We start from the raw sequence: 13,615 nt of genomic DNA on the forward strand, positions 1-13,615 counted from the left end.
CAGGCGCAGGCCTTCCGGCCGATCGCCGAGGCCTACCTGCAGAAGCTCAACGCCTACGTGAAGGCGAGCGCGGACTACGCTCAGTGCGAAGTGAACGCGATGCAGAAGTAGCCGGCTGAACGTCAGCCGACACGGCGACTCGGGGGCGGTTCAGGCGCCCGGTCGCACCCTCCGGCGATGATGGCCGCGATCCCCGCGCGCCCGCCCACGCCGAGGCCACCGTGCCCGCTCGTCGACTCCTCGTCCGAACCGGTTTCTGCGCCCTGCTCCTCGCCGCCGGCCCGGCCCTGGCCGCCGATTTCGACGGCCCGTACCCGCCGCCGCACGGCTACGGCGGCCCCGCTCAGGAGGACGAGCCGGAGCGCCGGCCACCGCCGCCCCCGCCTCCTCCGGGCCCGAGGCCCGAGCCCGAAGTTCGAGGGCCCCGCTTCACCGCTGTGCCCCCCGAAGCGTCCCCGGAAGCGTGCCGGGAATTCGTGCGGCGGCGCTTCGGTCCGGACGGGGAGCCGGTGCTGCGGCGGGTGCGGGTCTGCGACGAGCCGGTCGTCGACCGCGGGCCGCCGCCTCCGCCCCCGGAGGACATCCCACCCCGCCGCTGGGGCGGGCCGCGCTGGTAGCGCGGGGCCCGGCTCAGATCCGGGCCGGCGCCTTCCTGAGTGCGGCCGCGAAGGCCTTGAGCTGGCGGTTCAGATCCGCCAGCTCGTTCAGCGCGATGGTCTTGTGGCCGTCGCGGACCGCGCGCTCGATATCCTCGACCTGCAGGTCGACGAGGCGGCGGATGGCGGTGGCGACTTGTTGTCGGGTCATCGATTCGAGCGTCTCGTCCGAGCGTCCTGGCGGGCCTCAACGGACGGCCGGTACACGGCCGTCGACACGTTTCGGTGATAGGCCGGTAGGCTTAACCGATGGTGTCCGCGGCCCCGCCGTGCACAGGGGATCGGGCCCCGGCCGAGGCCCTAGCGGCGCTCGCGCATCTCGGTCCGGCGCATCGGCATCGCGTCGATCGTGGCGAACAGCCTCTGCGGCGCGATCGGCGCCGCTGCGGTGATCTTGGCGCCCCCGTCCTTGCCGATCAGGACCGCGCGGAAGCTGTCCGCGGGGAGGCCGAGGCGCTCGCGCAGGGTTCGCGCCTCCGCCCCGGAACCGACCGCTTCCAGCACCACGAGGTCGCGCTCGGCGACACCGGCGCGGACCGAGGCCAGCGCCGCCCGCTGCGCCCGGAGCTGAGCGTCCCCGGCCTCGGGCGCCGACAGGACCAGGACCCGCGCCCGGTCGCGATAGCCGTCGAGGGGCCCGGCCGGGGCAGCCGCCGCCGCCATGGCTGTCGTGGCTGCCAGTCCGAGTCCCAGTGCCGTCTCCCGCATGCCGACGCTCCGCGCTCCCGAGTCGGGACAACGCGCGACTCGTCCGCGCGATCACGGCGGCGCCTTTGCCTCCCGGGCCCGGCGCCCCAGATCGGAGCGGGAGCCAGTTTCCGGGAGTCCGCCATGACCACCGCCATGAACCGCCGCATCGTCCTGGCCTCGCGCCCGCACGGCGAGCCGCGGCCCGAGAATTTCCGCCTGGAAGAGGTGCCGGTGCCGCAGCCCGGACCCGGCCAGGTCCTGCTGCGCACCCGCTGGCTGTCCCTGGACCCCTACATGCGCGGCCGGATGAGCGACGCGAAATCCTACGCGGCGCCGGTCGAGATCGGCGCGCCGATCACCGCCGAAACCGTCGGTGAGGTGGTCGCCTCCAACCACCCGGATCACGCCGTGGGCGACCTGCTGACGGCCTTCGCGGGCTGGCAGGAGTACTGCGTCACCGACGCCAAGGGGTCGCGCAAGGTCGACCCCGCCGCCGCTCCGCCCTCGACGGCGCTCGGCGTGCTCGGGATGCCGGGCATGACCGCCTATACCGGCCTCCTCAACATCGGCCGGCCGAAGTTCGGCGAGACCGTCGTGGTGGCGGCCGCCGCCGGCCCCGTCGGCTCCCTGGTCGGCCAGATCGCCAAGATCCACGGCGCCCGCGCCGTCGGGATCGCGGGCGGTCCCGAGAAGTGCCGCTACCTCACGGAGGAGCTCGGCTTCGACGCGGCCATCGACCACCGCGGATCCGACCTGCCGGGCACGCTCGCCGCAGCCTGCCCGAAGGGCATCGACGTGTACTTCGAGAATGTCGGCGGCGCGGTCTTCGCGGCCGTTCTGCCGCTGCTGAACCCGTTCGCGCGGATCCCGGTCTGCGGCCTCGTCTCCGCCTACAACGCCACCGAGGTGCCCCCCGGCCCGGACCGCCTGCCCGGCCTGATGCGCTCGGTCCTGACCAACCGGCTGCACATCCAGGGCTTCATCGTCTGGGACTTCGCCGAGCAGGCGGAGACGTTCCGCAAGGAGGTCGCCGGGTGGATCCAGGACGGGCGCGTCCGCTACCGCGAGGACGTGGTCGAGGGGCTGGAGAACGCTCCGGAGGCGTTCATCGGCCTGTTGAAAGGCCGGAATTTCGGCAAGCTCGTGGTCCGGGTGTCCTGACAGAGCCTTGCCGCCCGAATGGAACAGAGATAGAACAACAAGATCCGTCGGCGCTGCGGAAAGCGGGCACAAGCCTGACCCGCCGGTTGCCGCTCCGGAAGCCCGGGCGCATGGTTCGCGCGCCGCCGGGCTGGTGCCCTGTGAGATCCGTACGACTAGGAGAGAGCGATGGCGGGCAGCGTCAACAAGGTGATTCTGGTGGGCAACCTCGGGCGCGATCCCGAGATGCGCCGCCTCGGTTCGGGCGACCCGGTCTGCAACCTGCGGCTCGCGACGTCGGAGTCCTGGAAGGACAAGGCGACCGGCGAGCGCAAGGAGAAGACCGAGTGGCACTCGGTCGTGATCTACAACGACAACCTCGCCCGGGTGGCCGAGCAGTACCTGCGCAAGGGCTCGAAGGTCTACATCGAGGGCCAGCTCCAGACCCGGAAGTGGACCGACAATTCCGGCGTCGAGAAGTACACGACCGAGGTGGTGCTCCAGCGCTTCCGCGGCGAGATGACGATCCTCGACGGGCGCGGCGGCGGCGGCGACTTCGCCGGCGAGGACGAGGGTGGCGGCCAGATCAGCCGCGGCGGCGACTTCGGCGGTGGCCGGGGCGGTGATCGCGGCGGCGATTTCGGCGGCGGCCGCGCCCAGGGCGGCGAGCGGCGTCCGGCCCCGGCCTCCTCGGGCGGCGGCGGCGGCAGCCGCGGCGGCTACGACCTCGACGACGACATCCCGTTCTAGGATCGCGTCCGGTCCAGGGGCTGCGCCCTCCCTCACCCGGGCGAGCCGCCCGTTCGGGTGAGTCGAACCTCCGGGCCGGATCGGCCCGGCCGTATCGATGCATCGTCCCGGGGCCGCGCGGCGGAGCCCGGGATCCGGATCCGCCGACGCGCCCGGATGGCGCGCCGGCGCAGGTTCCGGGTCGCCTGCCTCCGGTGCCCCGGAACGCCGCCGCTCAGCCCTTGAGCTGCCGGTTGCAGGCCGAGTAGTAGCCGCCGCCCTTCTCGATCCACTTCATGCCGCCCAGCGTGCCGGCGGCCTTCGCGGCGTTGTAGCTGTCGAGGCAGGTGTGCATCCGGGCCTTGCCGGCCGATTCCCTGGCGTATCTCGGATCGACGGCGCGGGGGAACGTGGCCGACGCCGCGGCGGCGGACGTCGTCCCGGCGCGCGGAGCCGCCGGCGGGGCGGCCGGCGCGGTCGTCGCCGCGGTGGGCGAGACCGGATTCGGCGCGGTCGTCGGGGCGTTGTCGGCCGCCGCACCGCACTCGGCCTTGCGGAAGTCGTTCCACTTCTGGCCGTTCAGCGTGCCCGCCTGCTTGGCGGCCTGGTACTTGACCGAGCAATCCTTCGCGGAGAGCGCCGCGGCCGGCGAGGCGCCGGCCACCACGCCGGCGATCATCAGGGATGCAAATACATAGCGACTCATGATGAAGAATCTCCGGGACACTATGTTGCGTCCCGAAAGAGATTAATACGGCTCTATGCCGTCGTGAATATGGCTTTGTCCGTTCCGGGGGGACAAGTCGATGGCCGAGCACTGGTCCAGCACCGGCCGGCCGCGGATCCGGAGGCACGCGGCGGGCCGAGCTCGAGACGCGGCGACCGGTTCGAGGGTCGCCGGTGCGGATCACCAGCCGCCGAAGGACCGGCGCGGACCGTCGTAGCCGCCGTAGCCACCGTAGCCGCGGTCGTAGCCGCCGTAGCCGGGCCGGCCACCGTAGGGTCCGCGCGGGCCGCCCCAGCCCCAGCCGCGATCGTTGGGCCGGCAATGGCCCCAGGGATTGGGGTGGAAGCCCGGACCGCAGCCGCCGGCCACGCGCTCGATCACCGCGCCGGCCTCGGGCGGGCCGTAGCCGAACGGCGCCGCGTTCGCCGCCGTGGCGGTCGCGAGGCCCGCCGCGGCCGTCGCGACGAGGCCGAGCATCTTGGAGCGCATCATGACACGATCTCCTGAACCTGCGGCCCGGACGCACCGGGCCGATGACAGGAGGATGCGCCAGCGGCTGTGAACCGGGACAGGCCCGGGCATTCATCAACCCGACGGCTTCGACCGGACGGGTCGGAACGCGGAGGTCGATCAGGCGGCCTGGAGGTGGATCGGCGCCGGTGCGGGCGCCCGCGAGCGCGCGAACAGATCGGCGCCGACCGTTTCGCCCGCGGCCCGGACGAGCGTGGCCTCGTCGCAGGACCGCGCGACCTTCAGGCCGAGCGCCTCGAGCCGCGCGTGGTCGGCGCAGTAGGCGGCGATCCTGGCGCGGCCGTAGGCCGGCATCGGCGCGAGCAGCCGGTCGCGCTCGGCATCGTCGGCGCGGAACAGGGCCGAGATCAGCTCGATCGGAACCGGGTAGCGCGCGAGAGCGCTGGGGTGGGGTCGGTTGCCGTCGCGCGCCATGGATGCCTCTCCGCTTCGCTGTGCGGTGGAAGGTTCGGCAACCATAGTTAACGATCAGTTGTGATCGCGACCTGGGCGCTCCGGTGCCGCTCCGACCGGCCTTCCTGAGAGCCCGGCGAGCCGATCGGCCCGTCGCCTCAGCGGCGGGGCGGGCTCACCCAGGCGCCGCCGGCCGCGCGGTCCGACTCGGGCGTGGCGAGCGCAGGCTGCGCGTCCGCCCAGAGGACGACCGTGCCCGCGGCCGGCGCGATCGAGCCCGTCGTCTCCGGGTCGGTCCACGCGGGGGCGCCCGCGGCGACCAGCGCGGGTGCCGCCGACGGATCCGGCAGGTTCCGCTCGTAGCCGGCGACGACCGCCGCGAGGGCGATCGCCACGAGGAGGAACGCTAGACCGTCGACGATTATGGAGCCGAGTCTCGGCATGGTGCCCGCGCCTGTTGACCAAGCGTCCGGGCTACGGCGGCAGGGTTAACGAACCCTGTCCGAACTTGGCGGACCGGGCCGGCGCCCTCACATGTTGCGCGCGCCGCGCAGCGTCTTCAGGCCGATGCCCGTCGACTCGAAGCCGCCGTCGACGGCGAGCTGCTGACCGGTGATGTAGGAGGCGCGCTCCGAGCAGAGGAACACGATCGCCTCCGCGAGTTCCGTCTCCAGCCCGTAGCGGCCGAGCGGGACGGCGTCGTGGTAATCCGCCCGGATCTCGGGGCTGTGCACTGCCTTGGCCATCGCGGTGTCCACGGGGCCCGGGGCGACGGCGTTCACGCGGATCCCGTACTGCGCCAGCTCGGCGGCCTGCTGCTTGGTGAGCTGCGCGAGGCCCGCCTTGCTGGTGCCGTAGGCGGTCCGGAGCGTCGAGGCGCGCAGGCCCGAGATCGACGTGATGTTCACGACGGCCCCGCCGCGCTCGGATAGGAGCGGGACCGCCGCCTGCGTGCACAGGAACGGGCCGGACAGGTTGACCGCGAGCACCCGCGACCAGTCGGCGAAGGTGGTCTCCGTCAGCGGCTTGAAGATCGCGATGCCGGCATTGTTGACCAGGGCGTCGAGGCGGCCGAACCGGTCGGCGACCTGCCGGATCGCCGCCGCCACCGCCTCGGGGTCGGAGACATCGGCCGTCACCGCGAGCGTGGCTTCGGGGCGGCCGAGCCGCTCGGTCGCCGCCGTCACGCCCGAGCCGTCGATGTCGAGCAGGGCGACGTTCCAGCCGTCGGCGAGGAAGCGGGTCGCTGTGGCGAGGCCGATGCCGCGGGCAGCCCCCGTCACCAGCGCGGTCCGGGCCTGGGCGTCGCTCATGGTCGTCTCCGTCGGGATCGGCGGCGCCCGGATGGCGCGGGGCGGCGTTCGGGTCCGCAGCGGCGCTGTCGCCGCGTGCCGGACCCGGAGGCCTTCGGGGCCGTCCCGCCGTTGAGAACCGATCCGCGGTAAAGGTCTGATTGATCGCGCGCGCGCCGTCGAGGGTCTCCCCGAACATCCGCCCGGCGATGACCGGCATCCGGGCTCCTCCGCTCACATCCGCTCGAATCGGCCCTTCGCCGCGCCCCGACGGGTGAGCAGGCGGACCAGACCGAGACCGATCAGGCCGGTCGCGCCGGCCAGGATCAGAGCGGGCCGGACGCCCGTGCGCGCCGCCGCGCGATCCAGCGCCACCTCCAAGCTTCCCGCGATATTGACGGCGAGCGGCACGACCTGCGTGTCGAGGAACAGCTTCGGATTCGACGGACCCGAAGGCTTTCTCAAGAGATAGTCCCGACCGACCGCCACACTAACCTCCGTTAGGATCAAGATAATCTCGCGAACAAAGGGTGACGCCCGCGGTTTCAACGGGGAACGTCGCGATGTGCCCGCTGTTTCCCGGCGGCACGGTTCGGAGATCGCCCCCCTTGGACAAGCCCGAATTCAAGCCCTACCGCCTGCCCGCCGGTGGGTGGGGCTCCGCCCTGTCGGTCGGCAACATCCTGCGGCGCGAGGGCGTGCTGGCGAGCGGGCCGATCGCGCTCAGCCGGCACAACAAGGTCGACGGCTACCAGTGCAACAGCTGCGCCTGGGTGAAGCCCGCGAGCCCGCTGCCCTTCGAGTACTGCGAGAACGGCGTGAAGGCCGTGGCCTGGGAACTCACCGCCCACCGCTGCACGCCGGACTTCTTCGCCACCCATACGGTCACGGAGCTGCTGGACTGGGACGATTACCATCTGGAGCAGACCGGTCGCCTCACCCATCCGCTGCGCTACGACCCGGCCACCGACAAGTACGTGCCGGTCTCCTGGGGCCACGCCGTCGAGGAGATCGCCCGCGAGCTCAGGGCCGTCCCGGACCGGCAGAAGGGCACCGTGTTCTACAGCTCGGGCCGCCTGTCGAACGAGGCGAGCTACCTCTACCAGCTCTTCGCCCGGCTCTACGGCAACAACAACCTGCCGGACTCGTCCAACATGTGCCACGAGACGACCTCGGTGGCGCTGCCGGTGAGCATCGGCCAGGCCGTGGGCTCCGTGTCGCTCGACGACTTCGCCCATTCCGACTGCATCATGTTCTTCGGCCAGAATCCCGGCAGCAACGCGCCGCGGATGCTGCACCCGCTGCAGGAGGCGAGCCGGCGCGGCGTCCCGATCATCACCTACAACCCGCTGCGCGAGCGCGGCCTGGAGCGGTTCCTGAACCCGCAATCGCCTACCGAGATGCTCACCGGCAAGGCGACGCGGATCAGCTCGCAGTACCATCAGGTGAAGGCGGGGGGCGATCTCGCCGCCATCGCGGGCATCTGCAAGGCGGTCCTCGCCCTGCACGACGCGGCCCGGGCCCGGGGCGGCGACGCCGTTCTCGACGAGGCCTTCATCCACGACAACACCCACGGCTTCGACGCCTTCGCCACCTGGCTGCGCGCTCAGGACTGGGACGAGCTGGAGCGCCGCTCCGGCCTGCACCGGGCCGACATGGAATCGACCGCCCACGTCTACAGCCACGCGAAGGCGACCATCGGCGTCTACGGCATGGGGCTCACCCAGCACCGGGCCGGGGTCGAGACCGTCCAGATGCTGGTGAACCTGCTGCTGATGCGCGGCAATATCGGCCGCTCCGGCGCCGGGATCTGCCCGATCCGGGGCCATTCCAACGTGCAGGGCCAGCGCACGATGGGGATCACCGAGAAGCCCGAGCTGTTCGACCTCGACCGGCTGGGCCAGCAATTCGCCTTCGCGCCGCCCCGCGAGCCGGGCTACAACACCGTCGAGGCCTGCGAGGCGATCCTGCGGGACGAGGTCAGCGCCTTCGTCATGCTCGGCGGCAACTTCGCCCGCGCCATCCCCGACCACGGCCAGATGGAGCCGGCGTGGCGCCGGATCCCCCTGACCGTCAACGTCATCACCAAGCTCAACCGGACCGCGCTGCTGCCGGGCGCGATCAGCTACATCCTCCCGGTCACCGGCCGCCTGGAGATCGTCGAGACCTCCAAGGGCCAGCAGGTGCTCTCGATGGAGGACACCTCGGCCTGCGTGCACGGCAATCGCGGCCTGCGCCGTCCGGCCTCGCCGCACCTGATCAGCGAGATCCGCCTGATCTGCGAGCTGGCGCAGCGCGTCCTCGATCCGAACCCGCGGGTGCGCTGGGCGGCGTACAGCGAGGATTTCGCCGAGATCCGCCGCGAGATCGGCGAGACGCTGCCGGACTCGTTCTGGGACTACGAGCGGCGCATGTGGGAGCCCGGCGGCTTCCAGCGCGACCTGCCGGCGAACCGGCGCGAGTGGCGCACGGAATCGGGACGGGCCAACTTCGTCACCCCGACCGGGCTCGACGAGGACGCCGACATGCCCGATGTCGGCCACGACGCCCTGCGGCTGATGACGCTGCGCAGCAACGACCAGTTCAACACCACGGTCTACGGCTATTACGACCGCTTCCGGGGCATCAAGAACACCCGGAAGGTGGTGCTGATGAACCGCTCGGACATCGACCGGCGGGGCCTCAAGATCGGCCAGCCCGTCACGCTCCGGACGGTCGCCGATGACGGCGTCGACCGCAAGCTATCGGGCCTGCTGGTCGTGGCCTACGACATCCCGATCGGCTGCATCGGCGGCTACTACCCCGAGTGCAATGTCCTGATGCCGATCTGGCACTACGCGATCGGCAGCAAGACGCCGGCCGCCAAGACGATCCCCGTCACGGTGCACCCCGACAGCGACGCGGTCCTCGCGCCGGAGCTGGAATACGCCACCGGCTGAGGCGGACGGACGGCGTCCTCGTGGCTTTGGGCGGCGTCCCGCCCCTCCGCGGCGGCGCTCGCGCGGATCGCCGCGCCCGCGTCAGAGCATCGGCATGCCGCCGGTGACCGGCACCAGCGCCCCGGACATGTAGCTGCCCTCGCGGGAGGCGAGCAGCACGTAGGCCGGGGCCAGTTCCGCGGGCTGGCCGGCACGGCCGAGCGGCGTCTGCGCGCCGAGCTGCTCGATCTGATCCGGGCTCTTCACGATCGGTTGGATCGGCGTCCAGACCGGCCCGGGGGCGACGCAGTTCACCCGGATCCCCTTCGGCGCCAGCAGGTTCGACAGGCCGATGGTCAGGCTCGCGATCGCGCCCTTGGTGGCGGCGTAGATCAGCATGCTGGGATCGGCCACCTTGGCCTGCACGCTGGTGCTGTTCACGATCGCCCCGCCCGGCTTCATGTGCGGCACCGCCGCCTGGGCGAGGTAGTACATGGCGAAGACGTTGGCGCGGAACGAGCCCTCGATGTCGGGCGCCGCCAGATCGTCGAGGCCCTCGTTCACCACCTGCGCGGCGGCGTTGTTCACGAGGATGTCGAGTCGCCCGAAGGCCTCGACGGTGCGCGCCACGAGATCCCGGCACTGGGCCGCGTCGCGGATATCGCCGGGGAGCAGCAGGCAGCGGCGGCCGGCCTTCTCCACCCAGGCCCTCGTGTCCTCGGCATCCTCCTGCTCGACCTCGAGGTAGGAGATCGCCACGTCGGCGCCTTCGCGGGCGTAGGCGATCGCCACCGCCCGGCCGATCCCGGAGTCGCCGCCGGTGATCAGCGCCACCTGGCCGGTGAGCAGGCCCTTGCCGACGTAGCTCTCCTCGCCGTGGTCGGGGCGCGGCGACATCTTCGTAGTGAGGCCGGGGCGGGGCTGCTGCTGGTCGCCGGGGAAGGGCGGCCGGGGGCCGGCCTCGCGCGGGTCCTGGGTCATCGTGTGCGGCTCCTCGGCGGGGGATCCGCAGGATCTAGGGCCTTCGCGGCGGCCACCGCCTGCGCCCGGGGGTCACAGGCGGTGGCCCTGATCGGGCGGTCTCAGAAGGCGCGATTGCGCGTGGCGTGCGGGCCGCCGTAGCGGCGGCGCAGGTAGGACACGACCTTGGGGAGGAGAAAAGCGATCAGGATCTTGCGCATCGGGGCTCGCTCGCGTCACGGGTTCGTGAGCGGGCAATGCTCGGACCGCGCCGCAGTTCCGCGCCCGGTCACAGCTCCAGGGTCAGGGTCACCGGGGCGTGGTCCGAGGGGCGCTCCCAGGCCCTCGCCTCGCGCAGGACCTCGACCTTCCGGACGGTCCCGGCGAGGTCCGGCGACACCCAGGCATGGTCCAGCCGCCGACCTTTGTTGGCGGCCGACCAGTCGGGGGAGCGGTAGCTCCACCACGTGTAGATCTTCTCCGGCTCCGGGGTGAGGTGGCGCGCCGCGTCGATCCAGCCCGCCTCACCGCGCAGGACCTCCAGCGCCTCGGTCTCCAGCGGCGTGTGGCTCACCACGTCGAGGAGCTGCTTGTGCGACCAGACATCGTGCTCCAGGGGCGCGACGTTGAGGTCGCCCACGAGGATCGCCGGCCCGGAGACGCGCTTCCCACCCCAGGCGCGCAGTTCGGAGAGGAAGTCGAGCTTGTGGGCGAATTTCGGATTGAGGTCGCGGTCCGGCACGTCGCCGCCGGCCGGGACGTAGAAGTCGTGCAGCACGATGCCCGAGGCCGCCCCGGCCTCCGGCCCCAGCACCGCCGAGATGTGGCGGGCGTCCTGGCGCTCGCAGAAGCCCATCACCGAGCGGGTGTGCAGGGGGAAGCGCGAGAGGATCGCGACGCCGTTGTAGCCCTTCTGGCCGGCGAACATCACGTGCTCGTAGCCCGAGCCGCGCAGGGCCTTCAGCGGGAAGGCGTCGTCCGGGCACTTGGTCTCCTGCAGACAGAGCACGTCCGGTTTGTGCTCCGCGAGGAAGCGCAGAACCAGATCGATGCGCAGGCGCACCGAGTTGATGTTCCAGGTGGTGACGGTGAGTTGCACGAGCGGCGCTGGGGTTCTGACGGCGTTGCGCTCCGATAGCCGATTTCGCGGCCCGCGACAGTCCGCTCACCGTTTGCCGGGCGAAAGGCCGTGCGCGATCGACCGGCAGGCGCTATGCCCGGGCCCTGCCCTGTCCCGGGCCCCTCGTCGAGGCCCGCCATGGCACATGCCCGCTCGCTCCTGTTCGCCGTCTACTGGGCCGCCTGGACGACCCTGTTCCTCGCGCCGCTGGCGATCTTCCTCCTGTCCGGATCGCCGCAGCGGCCGATCCGCCGGGCGACGCGGCTCTGGGCGCGCGGGATCCTCGGCGGGCTGCGGCGGATCGTCGGGCTGCGCTACGTCGAGGAGGGCCGCCAGCACCTGCCGGACGAGCCCTGCCTGATCGTCGCCAACCACCAGTCGACCTGGGAGACCCTGGCCTTCCTGGTCCTGGTGCCGGACGTGGCGATCGTCGCGAAGCGGGAACTGCTGGCGATCCCGGTGGTCGGCTGGTTCCTCCGCCGCTCGCCGATGATCGTCATCGACCGGGCCAAGGGCACCCAGGCCCTGCGCACCATGATCGACGGCGGTCGGGAGGCGGTCGCGGCGGGCCGGTCGGTGCTGATCTTCCCCGAGGGCACCCGCGGCGCGATCGGCGAGCCGCTGCGCTTCAAGCGCGGCGTCGAGTTGCTCTACGGCCGGCTCGGCCTGCCGGTGGTGCCGGTGGCGCTCAACTCCGGCCTGTTCTGGCCCGGGGGCGCGGCGACCCGGTCCGGCACGGTGGTGGTGAGCTACCTCGCCGCCCTGGCTCCCGGCCTGCCGACCGCGGAGTTCCTGCACGGGACGGAAGGCGCGATCGATCGGGAGTTGAACCGGTGGCGGCCCGGCGCCTCCTGAGGGGCGCCCCCGTCATTTCTGCGATTGCTGGATCTGCTGCTGCATCGCCTTGTCCTCGGAGCGCCCGTAATTGATGAAGAACAGGCTGCCGTCGACGCTCTTGCCCTTCTGCAGGTTCGAGAGCGTCACCGTGGTGACGTAGCCCTGCGGGTCGGTGATCCGCCACTGCGACAGGGTCTTCATCTCGGCATCGAAGAACAGCTGGATCTTCGAGGTGCCGCCCAGGGTGGCGCGGTCCTCCAGGCTGATGCGGACGCTGCCCGGATCGCTCGCCACGTCGGTGACGGTGAGATCGCGGGCGAGGTCGATCTTCTCGCGCAGGAGGAATTTCAGCGGCGTCTGGGCGATGAAGTAGAGGTCCTGGGTGTTGAGCTTGCGGTCGCGCACCGCCACCGAGGTCCCGTCGGCGACCACCTCCAGGGGCGAGGGCTGGTCGTAGTCGAAGCGCAGACGGCCGGGCTTGGCGAGCGTCAGCTTGCCGCCGATCCGGCGGCCATCGGCGCCGATCTGCACGAAGTTGCCCGACAGGGTGTTGATGCCGTTGAAGTAGGCGTTGGCCTGCGCCAGCAGCGTGGCGGGATCGGCCGAGTCGCCGGTGACGATCGCCGCCGGGGCGCCCACCGCCGCGACCTTCGGCTCGGGCGCCTTGTGGTCCGCCTTGTCGCTCGCCTTGTCGCCACCCTTGCCGGACTTGGCGCTGCCGGGCTTCGCCTCCTTGCTCGCCTCCTTGGCCTTGGGCGCGGGCTTCTTGGCCGGCGCCGGCGCCGCCGGGGCGGCTTCCGGTTGTGGAGCGGGCTCCTCCTTGTGGCCGAACAGGCTGTCGATGAAGGCGCCGACCTGCGCGTGGGCCGGGTTGGCGGTCGCGAGCCACAGCCCGGCGGCGATCACGGAGCCGGCTGTGCGGATGCGGCGGCCGATCATCGGCAGAATCTCCTGGGGCACCGCGGGCAAGCTCCGGCGGCAAACGGGGCGGAACATAAGTTGGCGGGCTGCCGCAGACGTCTCGGTGCCCCTTCGTCCTCGCGAGCGGAGCGAAGCAATCCAGGTGCGCCGCGCGCGTCGACGTCGCGCTGCCCTGGGTCGCGTCGCTCCGCTCGCGAGGACGGGGCGGGTTTCGCAGGCCCTGTAGAACCCCGCCCTGTGGCGAAGATGCGACGCCCGGGCCGCCGCGCAGGGGGGCGGCCCGGGACGGAGCCTGTCACTCGTCGTCGTACATCCCGGCCGAGCTGTGCGTCGCCCCGGCGACCAAGATCTCGCGCTTGCCGGCGTGGTTGGCCGGGCCGACGATGCCCTCGATCTCCATCCGCTCCATGATGGAGGCGGCGCGGTTGTAGCCGATCTGCAGGCGGCGCTGGATGTAGCTCGTCGACGCCTTCTGGTCGCGCAGCACCACCTCGATCGCCTGCTTGTAGAGGTCGTCGGACTCGCCGCCGGTCGCCGCCGCGAAGGCGCCGATGTCGAAGACGGGGGCCTCCTCCTCGGGCTCGTCGGACCGCTCGGCCTTGTCGGCCGCGGCGGCCTTGGAGCCCCGGCCGGACCGGCCGCCCTCCTTGGCGGGCTCCTCGGGGGTGTCGTCGGCGGTGACGGCGTCGAGGTAGCTGGGA

Annotated in this window: 17 protein-coding genes; 5 read left to right on the top strand and 12 right to left on the bottom strand. The window is 71.9% G+C overall.

The window, feature by feature from the left end; genetic code table 11:
* Positions 1–221: 221 nt before the first annotated feature.
* On the top strand, positions 222–617 hold the full coding sequence (locus tag ME121_RS34605; RefSeq protein ID WP_127992567.1) for a hypothetical protein: 396 nt from the start codon (positions 222–224) through the stop codon (positions 615–617).
* A 13-nt stretch (positions 618–630) separates the two neighbouring features.
* Here the strand turns inward: ME121_RS34605 and ME121_RS34610 are convergent, their stop codons facing one another.
* Positions 631–807 (bottom strand): hypothetical protein, encoded by a 177-nt coding sequence (locus ME121_RS34610; RefSeq protein WP_012320668.1) that lies wholly within the window; start codon positions 805–807, stop codon positions 631–633.
* Between the two features lie 149 nt (positions 808–956).
* Positions 957–1,364, bottom strand: coding sequence for a DUF4174 domain-containing protein (locus tag ME121_RS31080; protein WP_012320669.1), 408 nt, complete (start codon positions 1,362–1,364; stop codon positions 957–959).
* A gap of 123 nt (positions 1,365–1,487) precedes the next feature.
* On the opposite strand from ME121_RS31080, the gene curA reads away from it, so the two are divergent.
* Together curA and ssb are read left to right on the top strand one after the other, a co-directional pair.
* Positions 1,488–2,507 (top strand): NADPH-dependent curcumin/dihydrocurcumin reductase, encoded by a 1,020-nt coding sequence (gene curA / locus ME121_RS31085; protein WP_012320670.1) that lies wholly within the window; start codon positions 1,488–1,490, stop codon positions 2,505–2,507.
* Positions 2,508–2,675: 168 nt separating this feature from the next.
* On the top strand, positions 2,676–3,236 hold the full coding sequence (ssb, locus tag ME121_RS31090) for a single-stranded DNA-binding protein (protein ID WP_012320671.1): 561 nt from the start codon (positions 2,676–2,678) through the stop codon (positions 3,234–3,236).
* Positions 3,237–3,450: 214 nt separating this feature from the next.
* On the opposite strand, the gene ME121_RS31095 is transcribed toward ssb, so the two are convergent.
* From ME121_RS31095 to ME121_RS31120, 6 genes are all read right to left on the bottom strand, one after another.
* Positions 3,451–3,921, bottom strand: coding sequence for a hypothetical protein (locus ME121_RS31095; RefSeq protein WP_029361256.1), 471 nt, complete (start codon positions 3,919–3,921; stop codon positions 3,451–3,453).
* A 201-nt stretch (positions 3,922–4,122) separates the two neighbouring features.
* Positions 4,123–4,434: a GCG_CRPN prefix-to-repeats domain-containing protein gene (locus ME121_RS31100; protein WP_059410206.1), complete on the bottom strand. Its 312-nt coding sequence runs from the start codon at positions 4,432–4,434 to the stop codon at positions 4,123–4,125.
* 138 nt (positions 4,435–4,572) lie between these two features.
* Positions 4,573–4,887, bottom strand: a complete 315-nt coding sequence (locus tag ME121_RS31105; protein WP_059410207.1) for a hypothetical protein — start codon at positions 4,885–4,887, stop codon at positions 4,573–4,575.
* Between the two features lie 137 nt (positions 4,888–5,024).
* The gene (locus ME121_RS31110; protein ID WP_210383553.1) at positions 5,025–5,309 is read right to left on the bottom strand and encodes a hypothetical protein; all 285 of its coding nucleotides are present in this window, start codon (positions 5,307–5,309) and stop codon (positions 5,025–5,027) included.
* An 87-nt stretch (positions 5,310–5,396) separates the two neighbouring features.
* Positions 5,397–6,179: an SDR family NAD(P)-dependent oxidoreductase gene (locus ME121_RS31115; protein ID WP_059410208.1), complete on the bottom strand. Its 783-nt coding sequence runs from the start codon at positions 6,177–6,179 to the stop codon at positions 5,397–5,399.
* Between the two features lie 213 nt (positions 6,180–6,392).
* The gene (locus tag ME121_RS31120) at positions 6,393–6,623 is read right to left on the bottom strand and encodes a hypothetical protein (protein WP_162471041.1); all 231 of its coding nucleotides are present in this window, start codon (positions 6,621–6,623) and stop codon (positions 6,393–6,395) included.
* A 98-nt stretch (positions 6,624–6,721) separates the two neighbouring features.
* Here ME121_RS31120 and ME121_RS31125 point away from each other — a divergent pair, with 98 nt between their 5' ends.
* Entirely contained in the window at positions 6,722–9,097 is a 2,376-nt protein-coding gene (locus tag ME121_RS31125; RefSeq protein WP_051252452.1) for an FdhF/YdeP family oxidoreductase, read from the top strand.
* An 81-nt stretch (positions 9,098–9,178) separates the two neighbouring features.
* On the opposite strand, the gene ME121_RS31130 is transcribed toward ME121_RS31125, so the two are convergent.
* Together ME121_RS31130 and xth are read right to left on the bottom strand one after the other, a co-directional pair.
* A complete protein-coding gene (locus tag ME121_RS31130) occupies positions 9,179–10,057 on the bottom strand; it encodes an SDR family oxidoreductase (protein ID WP_029361257.1) in 879 nt (292 codons plus the stop codon).
* A 268-nt stretch (positions 10,058–10,325) separates the two neighbouring features.
* The gene (xth, locus tag ME121_RS31135; protein ID WP_012320680.1) at positions 10,326–11,135 is read right to left on the bottom strand and encodes an exodeoxyribonuclease III; all 810 of its coding nucleotides are present in this window, start codon (positions 11,133–11,135) and stop codon (positions 10,326–10,328) included.
* Between the two features lie 159 nt (positions 11,136–11,294).
* On the opposite strand from xth, the gene ME121_RS31140 reads away from it, so the two are divergent.
* The gene (locus ME121_RS31140) at positions 11,295–12,011 is read left to right on the top strand and encodes a lysophospholipid acyltransferase family protein (protein WP_059410209.1); all 717 of its coding nucleotides are present in this window, start codon (positions 11,295–11,297) and stop codon (positions 12,009–12,011) included.
* Positions 12,012–12,023: 12 nt separating this feature from the next.
* Here the strand turns inward: ME121_RS31140 and ME121_RS31145 are convergent, their stop codons facing one another.
* Both ME121_RS31145 and ME121_RS31150 read right to left on the bottom strand, forming a co-directional pair.
* Complete coding sequence (locus tag ME121_RS31145; RefSeq protein ID WP_024829146.1) at positions 12,024–12,932, bottom strand: LolA family protein; 909 nt, start codon at positions 12,930–12,932, stop codon at positions 12,024–12,026.
* A 277-nt stretch (positions 12,933–13,209) separates the two neighbouring features.
* Positions 13,210–13,615, bottom strand: a 406-nt coding sequence (locus ME121_RS31150; protein WP_491892927.1) for a DNA translocase FtsK, incomplete at its 5' end; no start/stop codon positions are given.

Source organism: Methylobacterium sp. ME121, from assembly GCF_000974725.1.
In the GTDB taxonomy this organism is placed as follows: Bacteria; Pseudomonadota; Alphaproteobacteria; order Rhizobiales; family Beijerinckiaceae; genus Methylobacterium; species Methylobacterium radiotolerans.

What these genes read in the sequence shown, in the direction of transcription:
- ME121_RS34610 (WP_012320668.1), bottom strand. Translation starts at nt 807, where the DNA reads ATGACCCGACAACAAGTCGCCACCGCCATCCGCCGCCTCGTCGACCTG.
- ME121_RS31080 (WP_012320669.1), bottom strand. Translation starts at nt 1,364, where the DNA reads ATGCGGGAGACGGCACTGGGACTCGGACTGGCAGCCACGACAGCCATG.
- curA (WP_012320670.1), top strand. Translation starts at nt 1,488, where the DNA reads ATGACCACCGCCATGAACCGCCGCATCGTCCTGGCCTCGCGCCCGCAC.
- ssb (WP_012320671.1), top strand. Translation starts at nt 2,676, where the DNA reads ATGGCGGGCAGCGTCAACAAGGTGATTCTGGTGGGCAACCTCGGGCGC.
- ME121_RS31095 (WP_029361256.1), bottom strand. Translation starts at nt 3,921, where the DNA reads ATGAGTCGCTATGTATTTGCATCCCTGATGATCGCCGGCGTGGTGGCC.
- ME121_RS31100 (WP_059410206.1), bottom strand. Translation starts at nt 4,434, where the DNA reads ATGATGCGCTCCAAGATGCTCGGCCTCGTCGCGACGGCCGCGGCGGGC.
- ME121_RS31105 (WP_059410207.1), bottom strand. Translation starts at nt 4,887, where the DNA reads ATGGCGCGCGACGGCAACCGACCCCACCCCAGCGCTCTCGCGCGCTAC.
- ME121_RS31110 (WP_210383553.1), bottom strand. Translation starts at nt 5,309, where the DNA reads ATGCCGAGACTCGGCTCCATAATCGTCGACGGTCTAGCGTTCCTCCTC.
- ME121_RS31115 (WP_059410208.1), bottom strand. Translation starts at nt 6,179, where the DNA reads ATGAGCGACGCCCAGGCCCGGACCGCGCTGGTGACGGGGGCTGCCCGC.
- ME121_RS31125 (WP_051252452.1), top strand. Translation starts at nt 6,722, where the DNA reads ATGTGCCCGCTGTTTCCCGGCGGCACGGTTCGGAGATCGCCCCCCTTG.
- ME121_RS31130 (WP_029361257.1), bottom strand. Translation starts at nt 10,057, where the DNA reads ATGACCCAGGACCCGCGCGAGGCCGGCCCCCGGCCGCCCTTCCCCGGC.
- ME121_RS31140 (WP_059410209.1), top strand. Translation starts at nt 11,295, where the DNA reads ATGGCACATGCCCGCTCGCTCCTGTTCGCCGTCTACTGGGCCGCCTGG.
- ME121_RS31145 (WP_024829146.1), bottom strand. Translation starts at nt 12,932, where the DNA reads ATGATCGGCCGCCGCATCCGCACAGCCGGCTCCGTGATCGCCGCCGGG.